The 16,360-nt window shown below is 32.3% G+C and carries 14 protein-coding genes; 12 read left to right on the top strand and 2 right to left on the bottom strand.

Annotated elements, in window-relative coordinates; all coding sequences use genetic code 11:
* Nucleotides 1–8 precede the first annotated feature (8 nt).
* Together B0A58_RS04950 and B0A58_RS04945 are read right to left on the bottom strand one after the other, a co-directional pair.
* Nucleotides 9–1,655, bottom strand: coding sequence for a peptidase domain-containing ABC transporter (locus B0A58_RS04950; RefSeq protein ID WP_089080110.1), 1,647 nt, complete (start codon nucleotides 1,653–1,655; stop codon nucleotides 9–11).
* Nucleotides 1,652–2,323, bottom strand: a complete 672-nt coding sequence (locus tag B0A58_RS04945) for a TetR/AcrR family transcriptional regulator (protein ID WP_089080109.1) — start codon at nucleotides 2,321–2,323, stop codon at nucleotides 1,652–1,654. Before B0A58_RS04945 ends, B0A58_RS04950 begins: the two co-directional genes overlap by 4 nt.
* Nucleotides 2,324–2,650: 327 nt before the next feature.
* Here B0A58_RS04945 and B0A58_RS04940 point away from each other — a divergent pair, with 327 nt between their 5' ends.
* From B0A58_RS04940 to B0A58_RS04885, 12 genes are all read left to right on the top strand, one after another.
* Nucleotides 2,651–3,568 (top strand): dimethylarginine dimethylaminohydrolase family protein, encoded by a 918-nt coding sequence (locus tag B0A58_RS04940; RefSeq protein ID WP_089080108.1) that lies wholly within the window; start codon nucleotides 2,651–2,653, stop codon nucleotides 3,566–3,568.
* A gap of 85 nt (nucleotides 3,569–3,653) precedes the next feature.
* Complete coding sequence (gene ctlX / locus B0A58_RS04935) at nucleotides 3,654–4,589, top strand: citrulline utilization hydrolase CtlX (RefSeq protein ID WP_089080107.1); 936 nt, start codon at nucleotides 3,654–3,656, stop codon at nucleotides 4,587–4,589.
* 129 nt (nucleotides 4,590–4,718) lie between these two features.
* Nucleotides 4,719–5,084 (top strand): CoA-binding protein, encoded by a 366-nt coding sequence (locus tag B0A58_RS04930; protein WP_089080106.1) that lies wholly within the window; start codon nucleotides 4,719–4,721, stop codon nucleotides 5,082–5,084.
* 10 nt (nucleotides 5,085–5,094) lie between these two features.
* Complete coding sequence (recR, locus tag B0A58_RS04925; RefSeq protein WP_089080134.1) at nucleotides 5,095–5,715, top strand: recombination mediator RecR; 621 nt, start codon at nucleotides 5,095–5,097, stop codon at nucleotides 5,713–5,715.
* A gap of 77 nt (nucleotides 5,716–5,792) precedes the next feature.
* Nucleotides 5,793–6,581: a polysaccharide biosynthesis/export family protein gene (locus B0A58_RS04920; RefSeq protein WP_089080105.1), complete on the top strand. Its 789-nt coding sequence runs from the start codon at nucleotides 5,793–5,795 to the stop codon at nucleotides 6,579–6,581.
* Between the two features lie 10 nt (nucleotides 6,582–6,591).
* The gene (locus tag B0A58_RS04915) at nucleotides 6,592–9,066 is read left to right on the top strand and encodes an exopolysaccharide transport family protein (protein ID WP_089080104.1); all 2,475 of its coding nucleotides are present in this window, start codon (nucleotides 6,592–6,594) and stop codon (nucleotides 9,064–9,066) included.
* Nucleotides 9,067–9,147: 81 nt separating this feature from the next.
* Entirely contained in the window at nucleotides 9,148–10,539 is a 1,392-nt protein-coding gene (locus tag B0A58_RS04910) for a UDP-glucose 6-dehydrogenase (RefSeq protein WP_089080103.1), read from the top strand.
* A gap of 99 nt (nucleotides 10,540–10,638) precedes the next feature.
* A complete protein-coding gene (locus tag B0A58_RS04905; RefSeq protein ID WP_089080102.1) occupies nucleotides 10,639–12,075 on the top strand; it encodes an MBOAT family O-acyltransferase in 1,437 nt (478 codons plus the stop codon).
* A gap of 12 nt (nucleotides 12,076–12,087) precedes the next feature.
* Nucleotides 12,088–13,026, top strand: coding sequence for a hypothetical protein (locus B0A58_RS04900; RefSeq protein ID WP_089080101.1), 939 nt, complete (start codon nucleotides 12,088–12,090; stop codon nucleotides 13,024–13,026).
* An 89-nt stretch (nucleotides 13,027–13,115) separates the two neighbouring features.
* Nucleotides 13,116–14,396, top strand: a complete 1,281-nt coding sequence (locus B0A58_RS04895; RefSeq protein ID WP_165766293.1) for a nucleotide sugar dehydrogenase — start codon at nucleotides 13,116–13,118, stop codon at nucleotides 14,394–14,396.
* 120 nt (nucleotides 14,397–14,516) lie between these two features.
* Entirely contained in the window at nucleotides 14,517–15,566 is a 1,050-nt protein-coding gene (gene rfbB / locus B0A58_RS04890) for a dTDP-glucose 4,6-dehydratase (protein ID WP_089080100.1), read from the top strand.
* Nucleotides 15,567–15,588: 22 nt separating this feature from the next.
* A complete protein-coding gene (locus B0A58_RS04885; RefSeq protein WP_089080099.1) occupies nucleotides 15,589–16,353 on the top strand; it encodes a class I SAM-dependent methyltransferase in 765 nt (254 codons plus the stop codon).
* The last annotated feature ends 7 nt before the right edge of the window (nucleotides 16,354–16,360 follow it).

Here is a 16,360-nt window from a genome sequence, read left to right as displayed (position 1 = left end):
GCTTGAATTTATTTAATAACTCCTTTTTCTAAAACAATAGTTTGATTGCAAATTTGTTTCCAATAGTTGTTTTTGCTTACAACAACTAATGTCCATGGGTGGTGTTTTAAACTTAAAAAATCGATAATACTTTTAGTACTTTTCTCGTCTGATTTGTCTAATGGATTTTTTAAAAACAAAATACTTGGCTTTTGAATGATACTTCGTGCCAAAACAATTTTTTGAATGGCCGATGAACTAATTTGTTTGCCTTCGGATGAAATGTGAGTTTCCAAACCTTTTGGCAATGCTTTTATAGTTTCTGTTAATTTGAGGTGCTCCAATAGTTCAAAAACCGACTCTATGCTGATGTCTGTATTGTTGCAAGTAATGTTTTCTAAAATAGTACCCTCAAATGGCATGTCTTGTGCCGTTACATACCCAATATTAGACCGATAGTCGTCTGCAGTATATTTTTTATAATTATTATTATTTATAAATATTTGACCCGAAGTTGGCTCTACTAATCTGGCCAATAATCGCATCAAGGTTGTTTTTCCCGATCCGTTTTCGCCTTCTATCAAGGTGTGTTGCTTGTGAGCTATGGCTATGTTTATCGATTTCAAAATAGACTCCTCATCATCGGGGTAGTGAAATGAAACATTTTGTGTTTCTATCGTAGTAATTTTTTTGTTGATGTTATAATTGGCATCAAACACATCATTTTCAATCTCCAAATCTACTACCGAGCCCAATTTTTCTAATGAAGTTAATACATCATAAAACAATTCTAAACCCGAAAACAATTTTTCTACTGCCGCAATAATGCTCAAAATAATAATTTCTGCTGCTACAAACTGACCAATATTCATTTGTTGATTGATGACTAATAAACCTCCAATAATCAACAAACCAGCAGTTATCATCACTTTAAAGCCTGTTAGTTGTATGAATTGCTTTAATAAAACTTTAAAATGATTCTCGCGTTGTTTTAAATATTCTGTAACTAGAAGATCATTTTTTTGTAATGAAAAATTGAAAACGGCATTACTCTTAAAACTCAAATGATTTCTGGCTATTTCCTGAAGCCAATGGGCTATTTTGTATTTGTATTTGGATTCTTTTAAGCTTGTTTGCAGCCCAGAATTAAAATTCATTCTAAAAATTAAATACAAAAGCAACAACAAAATGATGCCAAAAAAGATAAAAAAAGAATGATAAAATGATAAAAGTAATATCCCAAAAACTATTTGTAATGCCGCCCCCGAACTGTCTAATAATAGTTTTGAAACTCCTTTTTGAACTGTTAGGGTATCAAAAAATCTATTGGCTAATTCAGGCGGAAATTGATCGTGGATTTGACTAAATTTTATTTTTGGAAAACGATAGGCAAATTCAAACGACGATCGAACAAATATTTTTTGTTGTAAATTTTCTGTAATTCTAAATTGCATGATTTTTAATAACCCAACAAAGGCAACCCCCAAAACAACTATAAAAACCAATACAATCCAAGAAGTGCTTACTTTGCCCGCTTGTATAAAATTGATAATAGATTGAATACCCAATGGCAAAGACAAACTAATAAGCCCTGCAATTATGGAATACAGAAAAATTTGATAAATATCTTGTTTGTCAATTAGAACCAGGTTCTTAAAACGTTTTAATGGTGTCATGATAAGGTTTTTTTTACTAATTCGATAAAAAATAATGATGGGCAATCTTGTTCAGAAATGTCTGTTATGGTTTTTAAATGTTGTTTCAAAAATTGTTGGTGCAAAGCACTTTCAACTACCGTCGAAGCCAAACTTTTGGGATATTTATAAGCAGGATTAATTTCAGATATTATGGCTATCAATCGATTAATTACCCGCTTGTAAACTAAAAAAAAGCCAGCCTTATTCTCGTCTTCTATATTTTTTGTTCTAATGGTTTTAGTAAATTCTTCAATAATAATTTGGTTCAATAGCTGCTCATTGATGTGTGGCGTTGTTTCGTCATCAAAAACATTTTCCGTTACCAATTGTATGGCTTTTTCTAACTTTTCTATTGGATTTGACAAGTTGGTTGTTGCAAATACCATTCGATATTCCATCCAAGACCAATACCATGAAGACAAGTACATCAATAATTTGTGTTTGTTTTCAAAATAGCGGTAAATAGAACTTTCGTTAGATTGAATTCGCTCTCCTAATTTTTTAAAGGTAAAGGATTCAAAACCAATGTCGTGAATCAATTCTATACTGTTTTTCAATATATTACGACCCAATTCAGATGTTTCGGGGTCCTTAACATACAGTTTTTCGTTTATAGTAATTTTCAAACTGGATAATAAATGCTGCATCTTGTATTGAAATTTAATCGTTATTTTTTATTCAAATAAAATTGTATCTATATTGTATTGCGATTAACATTTTTAAATAGAATAATGCTAATACATTTGATTTTTAAAAGTTTATGATGCAAATATAATAGTATTACTATCAATACACAACTCTTTAACATTTATTTAATACCTTTCGAATCAAAAAAGGTAAAACCATTTGTATTTATAAATTGCTTTCAAATGATATAAATTTTTTAAAATTCGTATTTTTAATCTAAAAAAATAATTAATTAATAAAAATCAATTCGTTTTTTTATATTTGCACCAACTGTCAAAACCCTTTTTATGTTACCAATACATATACAAAACGAAACTTCAAAACTCAAAGCAGTCCTTTTGGGCACGGCTCAAAGCAATGGCAAAACCCCAACAGCCGAAGAGGCTTATGACCCCAAATCGTTGGAACATATTTTAGCGGGAACCTATCCTCTCGAGGCCGATATGATTCGTGAGATGGATGCCTTTGAAGCTGTTTTCTTAAAATATGGTGTTCAGGTTTTTAGGCCTACTTTAATAGAAAATTACAATCAAATTTTTGCTAGAGATATAGGATTTGTCATTGAAAATACCTTTATAAAATCCAATATTTTACCCGATAGAGAAAGAGAATTAGAGGCTATACAATATATTATAGATCAAATCAATCCATCGCAAGTTGTAAGGCCACCAGAGGCTGTACATATAGAAGGAGGCGATGTCATGCCTTGGAATGATTATATTTTTATTGGCACTTATAAAGGATCTGATTATAAGGATTATATTACAGCACGTACCAATCTTGAAGGTGTAGCGTACATAACAGAACTGTTTCCTCACAAAAAAGTAAAGGCTTTCGATTTGGTTAAATCTAAAATTGAAGCCCGAGATAATGCCCTTCATTTAGATTGTTGTTTTCAACCTGTAGGCACAAATAAAGGTATTATTTACAAAAGAGGCTTCAGAGAAGAAGCAGACTATTTGTTTTTGGTCGATTTATTTGGCAAAGACAATTTATTTCACATTACAAGAGACGAAATGTACCACATGAATTCTAATGTTTTTTCGATAGCTCCAAATGTAGTTGTATCTGAAAAAAACTTTACTCGATTAAATAATTGGCTCAGAGAACAGGGTTTTACAGTAGAAGAAATTCCTTATGCTGAAATTGCCAAGCAAGAAGGCCTTTTAAGATGTTCTACCTTGCCTTTGATTAGAGAAGCGTAGCATTTTTAGTTTTTGATGATTAAAAATATTGAAAAATAAATCATATAAAAATATAAATATAATTTTAATAAAAATATAAAAAATAATGAAACAAACCACTAATGCCATATTAATGATTAGGCCAGTTGCTTTTCGTATGAATGAACAAACGGCAGTTAATAATTATTATCAAAAAGTAATCGATGGGCTATTGCCAGCTACCGTAAATGCCAAGGCACAACAAGAGTTTGATGATTTTGTTGCCAAATTAACAGCTGTAGGTGTAGAGGTAATTGTAGTTTCAGACACCTTAGAACCAGATACACCCGATAGTATTTTTCCTAATAATTGGGTTTCATTTCACGAAAATGGCGATGTAGTTTTGTATCCCATGTTTGCCGAAAACAGACGTTTAGAACGTCGTGAAGACATCATTGAGATATTGGAAGCCAAAGGTTTTGGAGTGTCTGAATATATGGATTATACAGCTGCCGAAGACGATCAAATTTTTTTGGAAGGAACAGGCAGTTTGCTTTTAGACAGGGCCAATGGCAAGGCCTATTGTGCGTTGTCGCCCCGAGCAGATGAAGAGCTTTTTATAGAATTTTGTGAAGATTATGAATTTTCGCCCATCATTTTTGAAGCGTTTCAAACCGTAAACGGACAACGCAAACTGATTTACCACACCAATGTCATGATGTGTTTAGGCGAAACATTTGCCGTAATATGTGCCGATGCCATAGACGACAAAAAAGAACGAAAAATGGTGTTGGATGCTTTAAAATCTGACAACAAAGAAATTATTTTGATAACAGAAGAACAAGTAAATAATTTTGCTGGAAATATGCTCGAAGTAAGAGGCAAAAATGATAAAAGATACCTTGTTATGAGTGCTGCGGCCCATCAATGCTTGACACCAAATCAAATCATGCAATTAGAAAAACATGCTGAAATACTTAGTTCGAGCCTCGATACTATTGAAGCTTGTGGCGGCGGAAGTGCCCGATGTATGATGGCCGAAATATTTTTGCCAAAAAAATAATAAAAAACTTCTAATTATTGGAATCACCATCAGTTATTGGCATGTCTGATGGTGATTTTTTTTGTGTTTTGCTTCACAATAAAAATGTTGTATCTTTGTATTTTTAAATCCAATTTTTTGACAATAATTATGAAAAACAAAAAAACATTAGTACTTGGTGCATCATCAAATCCAGCCCGATATGCCTACAAAGCCATCGAAAAACTAGTCGAAAAAGGGCATAGTGTTTTGGCTTTAGGTCAAAATAAAGCTGAAGTTTCTGGCATTGCTATCCGTACAAAAATGATTCCATTGTCAAATGTACATACCGTAACTTTGTATCTGAACCCTGCTCGACAAAGAGATTATTATAATTATATTATTGAAAACCAACCCAAAAGAGTGATTTTCAATCCAGGATCCGAAAATCCAGAATTTGAACAATTGCTAACATTAAATCAAATCAAAGTAGAAAATGCTTGTACTTTGGTATTGTTGGCAACAAATCAATATTAATTCTTTTGAAATGGAATTTTCATCAAAATTATTAGAAAAAGCAGTTTCAGAGGTGTCTCAATTGCCTGGAATTGGCAAACGTTCGGCGTTAAGATTGGTTTTGCATTTACTAAAACAACCCAAAGAGCAAACCCAATTGCTAAGCGATGCTTTATTAAAAATGCGACATGACATCAAGCTTTGTAGCCATTGCTTTAATATTTCCGATATAGATGTTTGCGAAATTTGTTCCAATCCCAAACGAAATTCCAAACTCATTTGTGTGGTAGAAGATGTAAGAGATGTAATGGCAATTGAAAATACAGGACAATTTAAAGGGGTTTATCACGTGTTGGGTGGCAAAATTTCGCCTATTGATGGTATTGGTCCTAATCAGTTGAATATCAAACCATTAATAGAAAAAGTGAAGTTAGGATTGGTTTCGGAACTTATTTTTGCTCTTAGTGCTACTATGGAAGGCGATACCACCAATTTTTATATATACAAACAAGTTCAAAACCAACAAGTTGTGCTATCGACAATAGCCAGAGGCATTGCCGTTGGCGACGAATTGGAGTTTGCAGACGAAGTTACGTTAGGAAGAAGCATCTTGCACAGAATACCATTTGAAAACGCATTGAAAAATGTATAAAATGTAGATAAAAAACTAGGTATATTTTTATTTTCAAGACAAAACCACTATATTTGCCGATGTAAAACACTTTTATTATGAACCGTATCCTTTATTTTTGCATCTTATGCATCAGTTTTTTGCTTTTTTCGTGTGTTTCTACCAAAAAACTCATCTACTTGCAGCCCAACAACCCAACAGAAAACAGTTCAATTGTTGCTCCTGTCAATTCCAAACCTTACCGCATTCAGGCCAATGATATTTTGAGTATCAATATAAAAACGGTCGATCCCAAATTATCGGCACTTTTTACTGCAACCAGTGCGGAAAATATCGTAAAATCAGAACAATTGGTTTATTATGATGGGTACACCGTGTCGGATGTGGGTACAATCAGAATGCCCATTTTGGGAGAAATTAAAGTAATAGGAATGACAACATCCGAAATACGAATACTGATTGAAGAAAAATTGTTGAAAGACTATTTGAATAAAGAATCGAACCTATTTGTAAACGTAAAATTGTCGGGATTTAGATATACTATAAATGGCGAAGTTGGAGCAACGGGGTCTAAAATCCTTTATCAGGAAAAAGTCAATATCATGGAAGCCATAGCCAATGCAGGCGATATTAGTGTAACTGGCGACAGAAAAAACGTACTAGTTATCCGACAAAACCCACAAGGGGCAACCATGCAATCCATTGATTTGACAGACGTAAATGCAATGAACTCTCCCGTATATAATTTGCAACCCAACGATTATATTTACGTAAAACCACTTAAACAAAAAACGTGGGGAACAGGTAAAACAGGTATAGAATCATTAAGTACTATCATTACCTTGTTGTCTTTAGCTACAACAACTTATTTATTATTAAAAAAATAATTCAATAAAAATGTTAGATATTAAAGATTTTACTAATTCTGATAGTCAGACAAATTTCGATTTTAAAGGTTTTTTGATAAAAATTATTAGCAATTGGCAATGGTTCTTACTGAGCTTGGTTTTGTCATTTATCATTGCCTATCAAGTCAATATCAGACAACAAAAAATATATGGCATTGGCACCACTGTTTCGCTAAAAGAAGAATCAAATCCTTTTTTCAATTCAAACACCAGCTTGGTATTCAATTGGGGAGGAAGCTCTGATCAAATTAAAACCATAATGACCATTTTAAAATCCAGAACGCACAACGAAATTGTGGTGGATAAATTGAATTTTTTTATTGATTACATCAAAAAAGAAGATTATTTTAAACGAGATGCTTATGGCGAAGTGCCTTTTTATGTAACAATAGACCGAACCAAAAATCAGGTATTAGAACAAGACATTATTATAAAATTTATTGATAAAAATCATTATTCTATAAAAATTGATGGGGCTGAAGAAACCATAAATGTAATTAATTATTATAAAAATATTTCTGAAGTTCAACGTATCTCAAAATTGGAAACACCTACTTTCAAAATCGGAGAAATGATTCATTTACCTTATTTAAATTGGCATTTGCAATTGAAAGATCATTTTAAAGCAGAAGACATTGGACAGGAATTTATAGTAAAATTTAATAGATTTGATCAAGTAGTAGCCCATTATCAAGAAATTAAAGTGTCCAACGACGAAAAAGCAGGCTCTATTTTGAATTTATCTTTGGAAGGAACCAACAAAGCCCGCCTCGTAGATTATTTAAATGTAACTGTTAATGTGTTGATAAAGAGTGAGTTGGATAGAAAAAATCAATTTGCTACCAATACAATTCGATTTATAGACAGCACTTTGGCTGCTACAGACAAAGAATTAAAGAAAACCAATTCTGAGTTAGAAGGCTTTCAAAATGGTAAAAATATTTATGAAATTGAAGACGGAGGTAAGTTATTTTCAGATAAATTACAAAAAATTGAAATAGAAAAAGATGAAATTACCAGAAAGGTAGCTTATGTCAATTCACTTAAAAATTATTTGCGAACCAATGATGATTTTTCAAGACTTCCCGCCCCATCTGTAGCAGGAATTGCCGAGCCCAATATTGTAGTAAATGTATCAAAACTGATTACTTTGTCTATTTCTCGTTCGCAAATGGCATATACTGTAAAGAGTGATAAGCTGTACAAGGATTTTGAAAATGAAATGGAATCTGTAAAAGGAGTATTGTTGGAAAATATTAATTCTTATAAAAATACTTTAAATTATGACTTGGCAGTAGTTCAAAAAAAGGCTCAAGAAGCAGAGGCCTCATTAAAAGAAATCCCATTACAGGAGCAAGGATTGGCCAAAATCAAGCGCAAATTTGCCTTAAATGAAAATATTTATAATACTTTTTTGGCCAAAAAAAGCGAAGCCGAAATTGTTAAAGCAGCCAACTTGTCCGACATCAAATTTGTTGATGCTGCAAAAGATATTGGTGGTGGATTATTAGGCCCAAAAACAGAGGTAAACTATGTAATAGCTATTTTTTTAGGTATATTATTGCCGTTTTTGATTTTGATGATTGTCTATATTATAAATAACAAAATCCAATCTGTAGAAGATATTGAACGCTTAACCAAAATTCCAATAATTGGAGTCATTGGCAAAAAACAAATGAATTCTAATTTAGCTGTTTTTGAACGCCCACGTTCGGCTTTGGCAGAAGGTTTTAGAAGTATTAGGTCTTCATTACAATTTATTTATAAGAAAAAAGGAAATGATGACGGTGCAAAAGTGTTGATGATTACATCCTCTATTGGTGGCGAAGGAAAAACTTTTTGTTCTATGAATATTGCAACTATTTTTGCATTAAGCGAAAAAAAGACTATTATTATTGGAATGGATTTACGAAAACCAAAAATATTTGAAGATTTTGAAATCGAAAATAAAGTTGGTGTTGTAAACTATTTGATTGGACAAAAAAACATTAATGAAATTGTTCAAAAATCTCACATCCCTTATTTGGACATCATTACCTCTGGCCCAATACCTCCAAATCCTTCCGAATTGATTTTGGGCAATCCAATGAAAGAGTTGATACAATCGCTTAAAACCCAATATGACTATATTATATTGGACACTCCGCCCGTAGGATTGGTTACAGATGCTTTAGAATTGGATCAATTTTGTGATGCTGCTTTGTATGATGTAAGACAAAATTATACCAAAAAAGACATGATAACCGTATTGAACAACAGGAACCAACGAGGAGAGTTGAATAATTTGAGTGTCATTTTGAATGGTTTTGAAAACAAAGCCAAATATGGTTATGCTTATGGTTATGGTTTTGATTATGGCTATGGCTATGGTAATTCGAGCGGATACCATGACGATGAAAATGCTCATCAATCCATTTTTCAAAAGATTCTTTTGTTTTTTAAAAATAAAAAGGGTGGGATTTAATAGTTTTTTTTAATTGAAAAAAACTTGTAAATTTGCACTCTCAAAAAAATAAATAATAAGCCTCAAATAAAATAATTGAAAATGAAAATAACAAATATTTGCTGTATAGGAGCAGGATATGTGGGTGGCCCAACGATGACCGTAATTGCACAAAAATGTCCACATATAAAAGTAACAGTAGTAGATTTGAATGAAGAGCGTATTGCCGCTTGGAATGATCCAAATATTGAGAATATACCTATTTATGAACCAGGACTGAGCAATATTGTTGGCGAAGCTCGAGGTAGAAATTTGTTTTTTTCAACAGCTGTAGATGCTGCTATTGATGAAGCCCAATTGATATTTATATCAGTAAATACTCCTACAAAAACATACGGAACCGGAAGAGGTATGGCGGCCGATTTAAAATATATAGAACTGTGTGCCAGACAAATAGCACGTGTTGCAAAAGATGATAAAATTATTGTAGAAAAATCAACCTTGCCCGTTCGTACAGCCGAAGCACTAAAAAGTATATTAGACAATACCGGAAATGGCGTTCAGTTTCAAGTATTATCTAATCCAGAATTTTTGGCCGAAGGTACTGCCGTAGAAGACTTGTTGGCTCCAGACAGAGTACTTATTGGTGGCGATACAACCGCCGAAGGGCAACAAGCCATTCAAGCGCTTGTAGATGTATATGCACATTGGGTGCCGCAAGATAGAATTCTTACTACAAATGTTTGGTCTTCAGAGTTGTCTAAACTTACTGCCAATGCTTTTTTAGCACAAAGGGTTTCCTCTATTAATGCACTTTCTGAATTGTGCGAAAAAACAGGGGCAGACGTTAATGAAGTAGCAAGAGCCATTGGAACAGATAGTCGCATTGGGTCTAAATTTTTGAAATCGTCTGTTGGTTTTGGAGGGTCTTGTTTTCAAAAAGACATTTTAAACTTGGTTTATATTTCAAAATCGTTTGGACTTCAGGAAGTTGCCGATTATTGGGAACAAGTCATTATAATGAACGATCATCAAAAAAGACGTTTTGCGAAAAATATAGTAAAAACTTTATATAATACAGTTTCAGATAAAAAAATAGCCTTTTTAGGTTGGGCTTTCAAAAAAGATACCAACGACACTCGCGAATCTGCTGCAATATACGTTGCCAATGATTTAATTTATGAGCAAGCCAATATTGCCGTTTTTGACCCAAAAGTTTCTCAAAAACAAATGAGATTTGACTTAAATTATTTAGAAAGTCGATCGGAGTTAGAAAATCAAAAACGATTAAAAGCATTTGAAAATCCTTATGACGCCTGCAAAGATGCTCACGCTATTGCAATTTTAACAGAATGGGAAGAGTTTAAAAACTATGATTGGCAACTAATTTATGATAATATGCAAAAACCCGCTTTTGTGTTTGATGGTCGTAATTTGCTAGACAAAAAGGTTTTAGAAAAAATCGGATTTGTATATCAGGCCATTGGATCGTAATTTTTTGTAATCTATTCTTTTCAAATAACATTTTGATTGGAATCAATTTTTTTGTATAATTTTTTTTGAAATCAACATCAAATCCATCAGTTTCAGCTTATGTTTTTCAATTCAATCCATTTTGCTATATTTTTACCTATTGTTTTCTTACTGTATTGGTTTGTAGCAAAAGGTAATTCAAGATTTCAAAACATATTATTATTGGTTTCAAGTTATTATTTTTATGCTTGTTGGGATTACCATTTTTTATTTTTATTGATTTTTTCAACCTTATTAGATTATTATACAGGGCTAAAAATGGCCGAATCACAAACTATTTCAACAAAAAAGTTTTGGTTTTGGCTTAGTATTAGTGTCAATTTGGGTTTTTTAGGCGTTTTCAAATATTATAATTTTTTTGTCGAAAGTTTTGCTCAAGCCCTAGCACAAATAGGGTATCATGTTCAACCTTGGACATTAAAAGTCATCTTGCCTGTTGGAATTTCGTTTTACACTTTTCATGGATTATCTTATGTAATTGATATTTATAAAAATAGAATTAAACCAGAGAAAGATTTTATAGATTACTCTGTTTTTGTTAGTTTTTTTCCGCTTTTAGTAGCAGGGCCAATAGAGCGGGCTACTCATTTGTTGCCTCAAATACAAAAAGAAAGGGTTTTTGATTATCAAAAAGCTGTTGATGGTTTGCGCCAAATACTATGGGGTTTGTTCAAAAAAATTGTAATAGCAGATCAATGTGCATTGATAGCCAACACTATTTTTAACCAAGCCGATGCTTATTCAGGAAGTTCGCACGTATTTGCTGCAATATTATTTGCTATTCAAATATATGGCGATTTTTCGGGTTATTCTGATATAGCTTTAGGAACTGCCCGTTTATTTGGGGTAGAGTTGTTAAGAAATTTTGCATTCCCCTATTTTTCCAGAGATATAGCAGAATTTTGGAGACGTTGGCACATATCACTTTCTACATGGTTTAGAGATTATTTGTATATTCCATTAGGAGGTAGTAAAGGGGGGACTTGGATGAAGGTCCGTAATACATTTATTATATTTTTAGTAAGTGGTTTTTGGCATGGAGCCAATTGGACATTTATTATTTGGGGTTTTTTAAATGCACTGTACATCATGCCGTCTATATTATTTCAATCCAATAGAAATCATTTAGATATAGTAGCTCAAGGCAAATGGATTCCTTCTTTTCGTGAAATGATTTCGATGATGGTTACCTTTGTTTTAACCACTTTTGCTTGGATATTTTTTAGAGCGGAAACCGTTACAAAAGCTTTGTCGTTTATCAAAGTTATTTTTTCAAAATCATTGTTTACATTTCCTGATTTGTTTGGAAAAACTGTTGTGGCCTTGTGTTTGGTGTTTTTTGTTTTGGAATGGTTTGGGAGAGAACAGCGTTATGCCATAGAAAAACTGGGATTACGGTGGCCCAAAATTTTCAGAATTGCCTTTTATTATGCTTTGGTAGCTGCAATATTTTATTTTTCAGGTGCAGAACAACAATTTATATATTTTCAATTTTAAACCCAAAAAAGAATGAATATATTTTTACGGAAAACCATTTTTTTCCTGCTTCCAATCCTACTTTTGGGTGTATTTGCAGAAATTAAAGTTAGGAATGTACGGTCTATTTTGGGCGAAAAAAGCCATGAAATAGAACAATACCGTTTTGAAATTGAAACATTAATTTTAGGTACTTCCCATGAATATGAAGGCATTAGCCCCCAATACATGAATACTAGTGCCTACAATTTGGCCTGTGGCGACCAATCATTGTTATATGATAAAGCACTCCTCGAACAATATCAAGGCAAATTAAATAACCTCAAATTTGTAATAATCGGCTTAGATTATCCGTCGCTTTATTGGGGTTATAGAGACGACAGGGCTTTTTTTTACTATCATAATTATGGTATCAATTTGAGAAATAAAAATTTTTGGAAAGAAGATATGTCGCATTTGTTGTATGTTTATTCGCCAAAAAATGCCTTTAAATTGATTACCGAAAAAACAAACAAGGAAAATGTTATTGCATTTAAAGGATGGGAAACGGCTACTACTCAACAGCCACAAGTACTTACAGATGCAGCAGGTTTGGAAAGAGTACAATTTTTTAGAGAAAATTATTTTACAGCAAGTATAAAATCAAGAGAACATTTTATGGTTTGTAAAAAATTAGAAGAAATGATAATGTTTTGTAAGCAAAAAAAAATCACTCCAATTTTAGTAACAACTCCTTGCGATGAAACGTTTACTAAACATTTGGAGCAACGAATTGTTCAAAAAGATGCTGCATTTATTTCAAAATTAATTGAAAAATACCAATTGATTCATCTTAATTATTTGACAGACAAAAGGTTTCAAAAAACAGACTATATCGATATTGATCATTTGAATCAATTTGGAGCAAAGAAATTGTCTGTTTCTATAGATAGCGTGATTCAAAAGTTGAAAAATAAAAAAAATAGTTTTTAAGTTTTAAAAAAAAACAAGAAACGGGGTTTTATCAAAAATTAATATTAATTTTGCAAGATAATTTATATAATAAATAATTTTAATATCAAATGAGCATCAAAATAGCAGTTATCGGATTGGGTTATGTGGGATTACCTTTGGCAAGGCTTTTTGCAAAGCAATATCCGGTTGTAGGATTCGACATCAATAAAAAAAGAATCAATGAGTTAAATTCAGGACATGACAGTACTTTAGAAATAAGTAATGAATTATTACAATCAGTATTAGTAACTACTTTTTCAAGCCCAACGGGTTTGTTATGTTCTAGTGATTTAGATGATATAAAAGATTGTAATTATTATATAATTACTGTTCCAACTCCAGTAGATAAAAATAACCGTCCCGATTTAACACCACTTTACAAATCGAGTGAAACAGTTGGAAAAGTTTTGAAAAAAGGCGATATTGTAATTTATGAATCCACAGTATATCCTGGCGTAACAGAGGAAGAGTGTGTGCCTGTTTTGGAAAAAATAAGTGGTTTGAAATTCAATCAAGATTTTCATGCTGGATATTCTCCAGAAAGAATAAATCCTGGTGATAAAGAGCATACTGTTGAAAAAATACTTAAAGTTACTTCAGGATCTACACCAGAAATTGGTTTAAAAGTAGATGCACTGTACCGCTCTGTTATTGTTGCGGGGACACATTTAGCCCCTTCAATAAAAGTAGCCGAAGCAGCAAAAGTAATAGAAAATTCACAACGTGATATCAATATTGCATTTGTAAACGAGTTGGCCAAAATATTCAATATGATGGAAATAGACACCCACTCTGTATTAGAAGCAGCAGGTACAAAATGGAATTTCTTACCATTCAAACCAGGTTTGGTTGGGGGGCATTGCATAGGGGTTGATCCTTATTATTTGGCCCAAAAATCTCAAGAATCGGGCTACCATCCAGAGATTATTTTAGCTGGTAGAAGACTCAATGACGGAATGGGAGAATTTATTGCAACAGTTGTTGTAAAACTCATGATTAAAAAAGGAATATTTGTAAAAAATGCCAAACTTTTAATGTTAGGTTTTACTTTCAAAGAAAATTGTCCAGATGTAAGAAATACCAAAATCATTGATGTTGTTAGAGCATTAGAAGATTTTGAAATAGACATAACGATACACGACCCATGGGCAAATCCTGATGAGGTTAAACATGAATATAATTTGGAAACGACCAAAGACTTACCAAATGAAAAATTTGATGCGATCATTTTAGGGGTTTCACATAAAGAATTTGCTGATATAGATTATAATTCATTAAAAAAAGATAATGCTATTTTGTTTGATGTTAAAGGAATTTTGCCTTTAAATATTATTGACGGAAGGTTGTAATTATTCCTGAAAAGTGATTATATTAGCCAACCAAAATCTATTTTTTTAAACCTAAATTTTCGATTAATTTTGCATTAAAATTGTCGTAATTTTGTTTAAAATAAACATAAATATCTACTTATGAAAAAAATTGTTATTACAGGAGGTGCCGGTTTTATAGGCTCTCATGTCGTGAGACGTTTTGTAAAAAAATATCCAAATTATCAAATATATAATTTGGACGTATTGACTTATGCTGGCAACTTAGAAAATATTCAAGATATTGAAAATGAACCCAATTATACTTTTGTAAAAGGGGATATTGTTGATGCAGATTTTATAAATGAATTGTTTGAAAAGCATCAATTTGATGGGGTTTTGCATCTTGCCGCAGAGTCTCACGTTGATCGTTCTATTACAGATCCGCTTTCGTTTGTAAAAACCAACGTTATTGGTACGATGAATTTGTTAAATGCTGCCAAAAACATTTGGAAAAACAACTTCGATGGTAAACGATTTTACCACATTAGTACAGATGAGGTTTATGGTACATTAGGTGCCGAAGGTTTGTTTACAGAGCAAACAGCTTATGACCCAAATTCACCTTATTCTGCTTCAAAAGCCAGTTCAGATCATTTTGTAAGAGCTTATGGCGAAACTTATGGGTTGCCTTATGTGCTTACTAATTGTTCAAACAACTATGGCCCAAACCATTTTCCAGAAAAATTGATACCGTTATTTATCAATAACATCATACAAAACAAACCATTACCCGTATATGGAGACGGAAAATATACACGTGATTGGCTTTTTGTTGAAGACCATGCCGTGGCAATTGATTTGGTTTTTCATGAAGGAAAAAACCACGAAACTTATAATATAGGAGGTTTTAATGAATGGCAAAATATTGATTTGGTAAAATTATTGTGCCAAATTATGGACAAAAAATTGAACAGAGTAGAAGGTACTTCAGAACAATTAATTTCTTATGTAACAGACAGACCTGGACACGATTTGCGATATGCTATTGATGCAACCAAAATCAATAAAGAATTAGGCTGGAAACCATCGGTAACATTTGAACAAGGATTAGAAAAAACAGTCAATTGGTTCTTAGAAAATCAAGTATGGCTTGAAAGTGTAACCTCTGGCGAATATGCCAAATATTATGAAAAACAATATTCTAATTAATTCATTTTTAATACAATAAGCCATGTCGTTAAGAAGTTTTGCTCGAAATATACGTACACAATACCGCATTTTTAAACATAAAGGAAATACCTATACTTGCCCTTATTGTGAATACCATGCCAGTGGATTTTATCAAATTGGTTTACCACATCAGGCCAATATTGATCATCAAATTATTGGTGCGGGTTTAAGAAATGGAGGTTGTTACAAATGCGACTCAATGGATAGAGAGCGTGCATTATATGCTTTTTTTAATAATGAGTTAGACATTTTCAAAAATAAAAGCAATTATAGTATTCTTCATTTAGCTCCAGAGTGGCGATTGACAGATTTATTTTTGAAATACCAATACAAAGAATACATCTGTACAGATAAATTTATGGAAGGATATTCTTACCCAAGTCATGTAATAGATATGGATATTATGAATATTCCTTATGAAGATAATCGATTTGATTTGATTATTTGTAACCATATTTTAGAGCATATTCCAGATGATATTGCGGCTATGAAAGAATTATTTAGAGTGTTAAAACCTAATGGAACTGCTGTACTTCAAGTACCTATTTCGGCAACTTTGCAAGACACTTATGAAAACCCTGCGGTTACTACCAATGAAGACAGAGAAAAGCATTACGGACAATATGATCATGTACGTATATATGGTCAGGATTATGTGGCAAGACTGCAATCTGTTGGTTTTAAAGTTAATAGAATCAATATTTCAAACAAATACAAACAATACGGATTAATTCCAAATGAAGATTTGTTTATTTGCTCTAAATAATTGCTGA

It is taken from the genome of Flavobacterium branchiophilum NBRC 15030 = ATCC 35035 (assembly GCF_002217205.1).
In the GTDB taxonomy this organism is placed as follows: domain Bacteria; phylum Bacteroidota; class Bacteroidia; order Flavobacteriales; family Flavobacteriaceae; genus Flavobacterium; species Flavobacterium branchiophilum.
This window is presented reverse-complemented; position numbering and strand designations above follow the sequence as displayed.

Bases quoted from the DNA above. Each gene is read 5' to 3' on its own strand.
- B0A58_RS04940 (WP_089080108.1), top strand. From the start codon at position 2,651: ATGTTACCAATACATATACAAAACGAAACTTCAAAACTCAAAGCAGTC.
- B0A58_RS04905 (WP_089080102.1), top strand. From the start codon at position 10,639: ATGTTTTTCAATTCAATCCATTTTGCTATATTTTTACCTATTGTTTTC.
- B0A58_RS04920 (WP_089080105.1), top strand. From the start codon at position 5,793: ATGAACCGTATCCTTTATTTTTGCATCTTATGCATCAGTTTTTTGCTT.
- B0A58_RS04900 (WP_089080101.1), top strand. From the start codon at position 12,088: ATGAATATATTTTTACGGAAAACCATTTTTTTCCTGCTTCCAATCCTA.
- B0A58_RS04915 (WP_089080104.1), top strand. From the start codon at position 6,592: ATGTTAGATATTAAAGATTTTACTAATTCTGATAGTCAGACAAATTTC.
- rfbB (WP_089080100.1), top strand. From the start codon at position 14,517: ATGAAAAAAATTGTTATTACAGGAGGTGCCGGTTTTATAGGCTCTCAT.
- B0A58_RS04885 (WP_089080099.1), top strand. From the start codon at position 15,589: ATGTCGTTAAGAAGTTTTGCTCGAAATATACGTACACAATACCGCATT.
- recR (WP_089080134.1), top strand. From the start codon at position 5,095: ATGGAATTTTCATCAAAATTATTAGAAAAAGCAGTTTCAGAGGTGTCT.
- B0A58_RS04895 (WP_165766293.1), top strand. From the start codon at position 13,116: ATGAGCATCAAAATAGCAGTTATCGGATTGGGTTATGTGGGATTACCT.
- B0A58_RS04910 (WP_089080103.1), top strand. From the start codon at position 9,148: ATGAAAATAACAAATATTTGCTGTATAGGAGCAGGATATGTGGGTGGC.
- B0A58_RS04950 (WP_089080110.1), bottom strand. From the start codon at position 1,655: ATGACACCATTAAAACGTTTTAAGAACCTGGTTCTAATTGACAAACAA.
- B0A58_RS04930 (WP_089080106.1), top strand. From the start codon at position 4,719: ATGAAAAACAAAAAAACATTAGTACTTGGTGCATCATCAAATCCAGCC.
- B0A58_RS04945 (WP_089080109.1), bottom strand. From the start codon at position 2,323: ATGCAGCATTTATTATCCAGTTTGAAAATTACTATAAACGAAAAACTG.
- ctlX (WP_089080107.1), top strand. From the start codon at position 3,654: ATGAAACAAACCACTAATGCCATATTAATGATTAGGCCAGTTGCTTTT.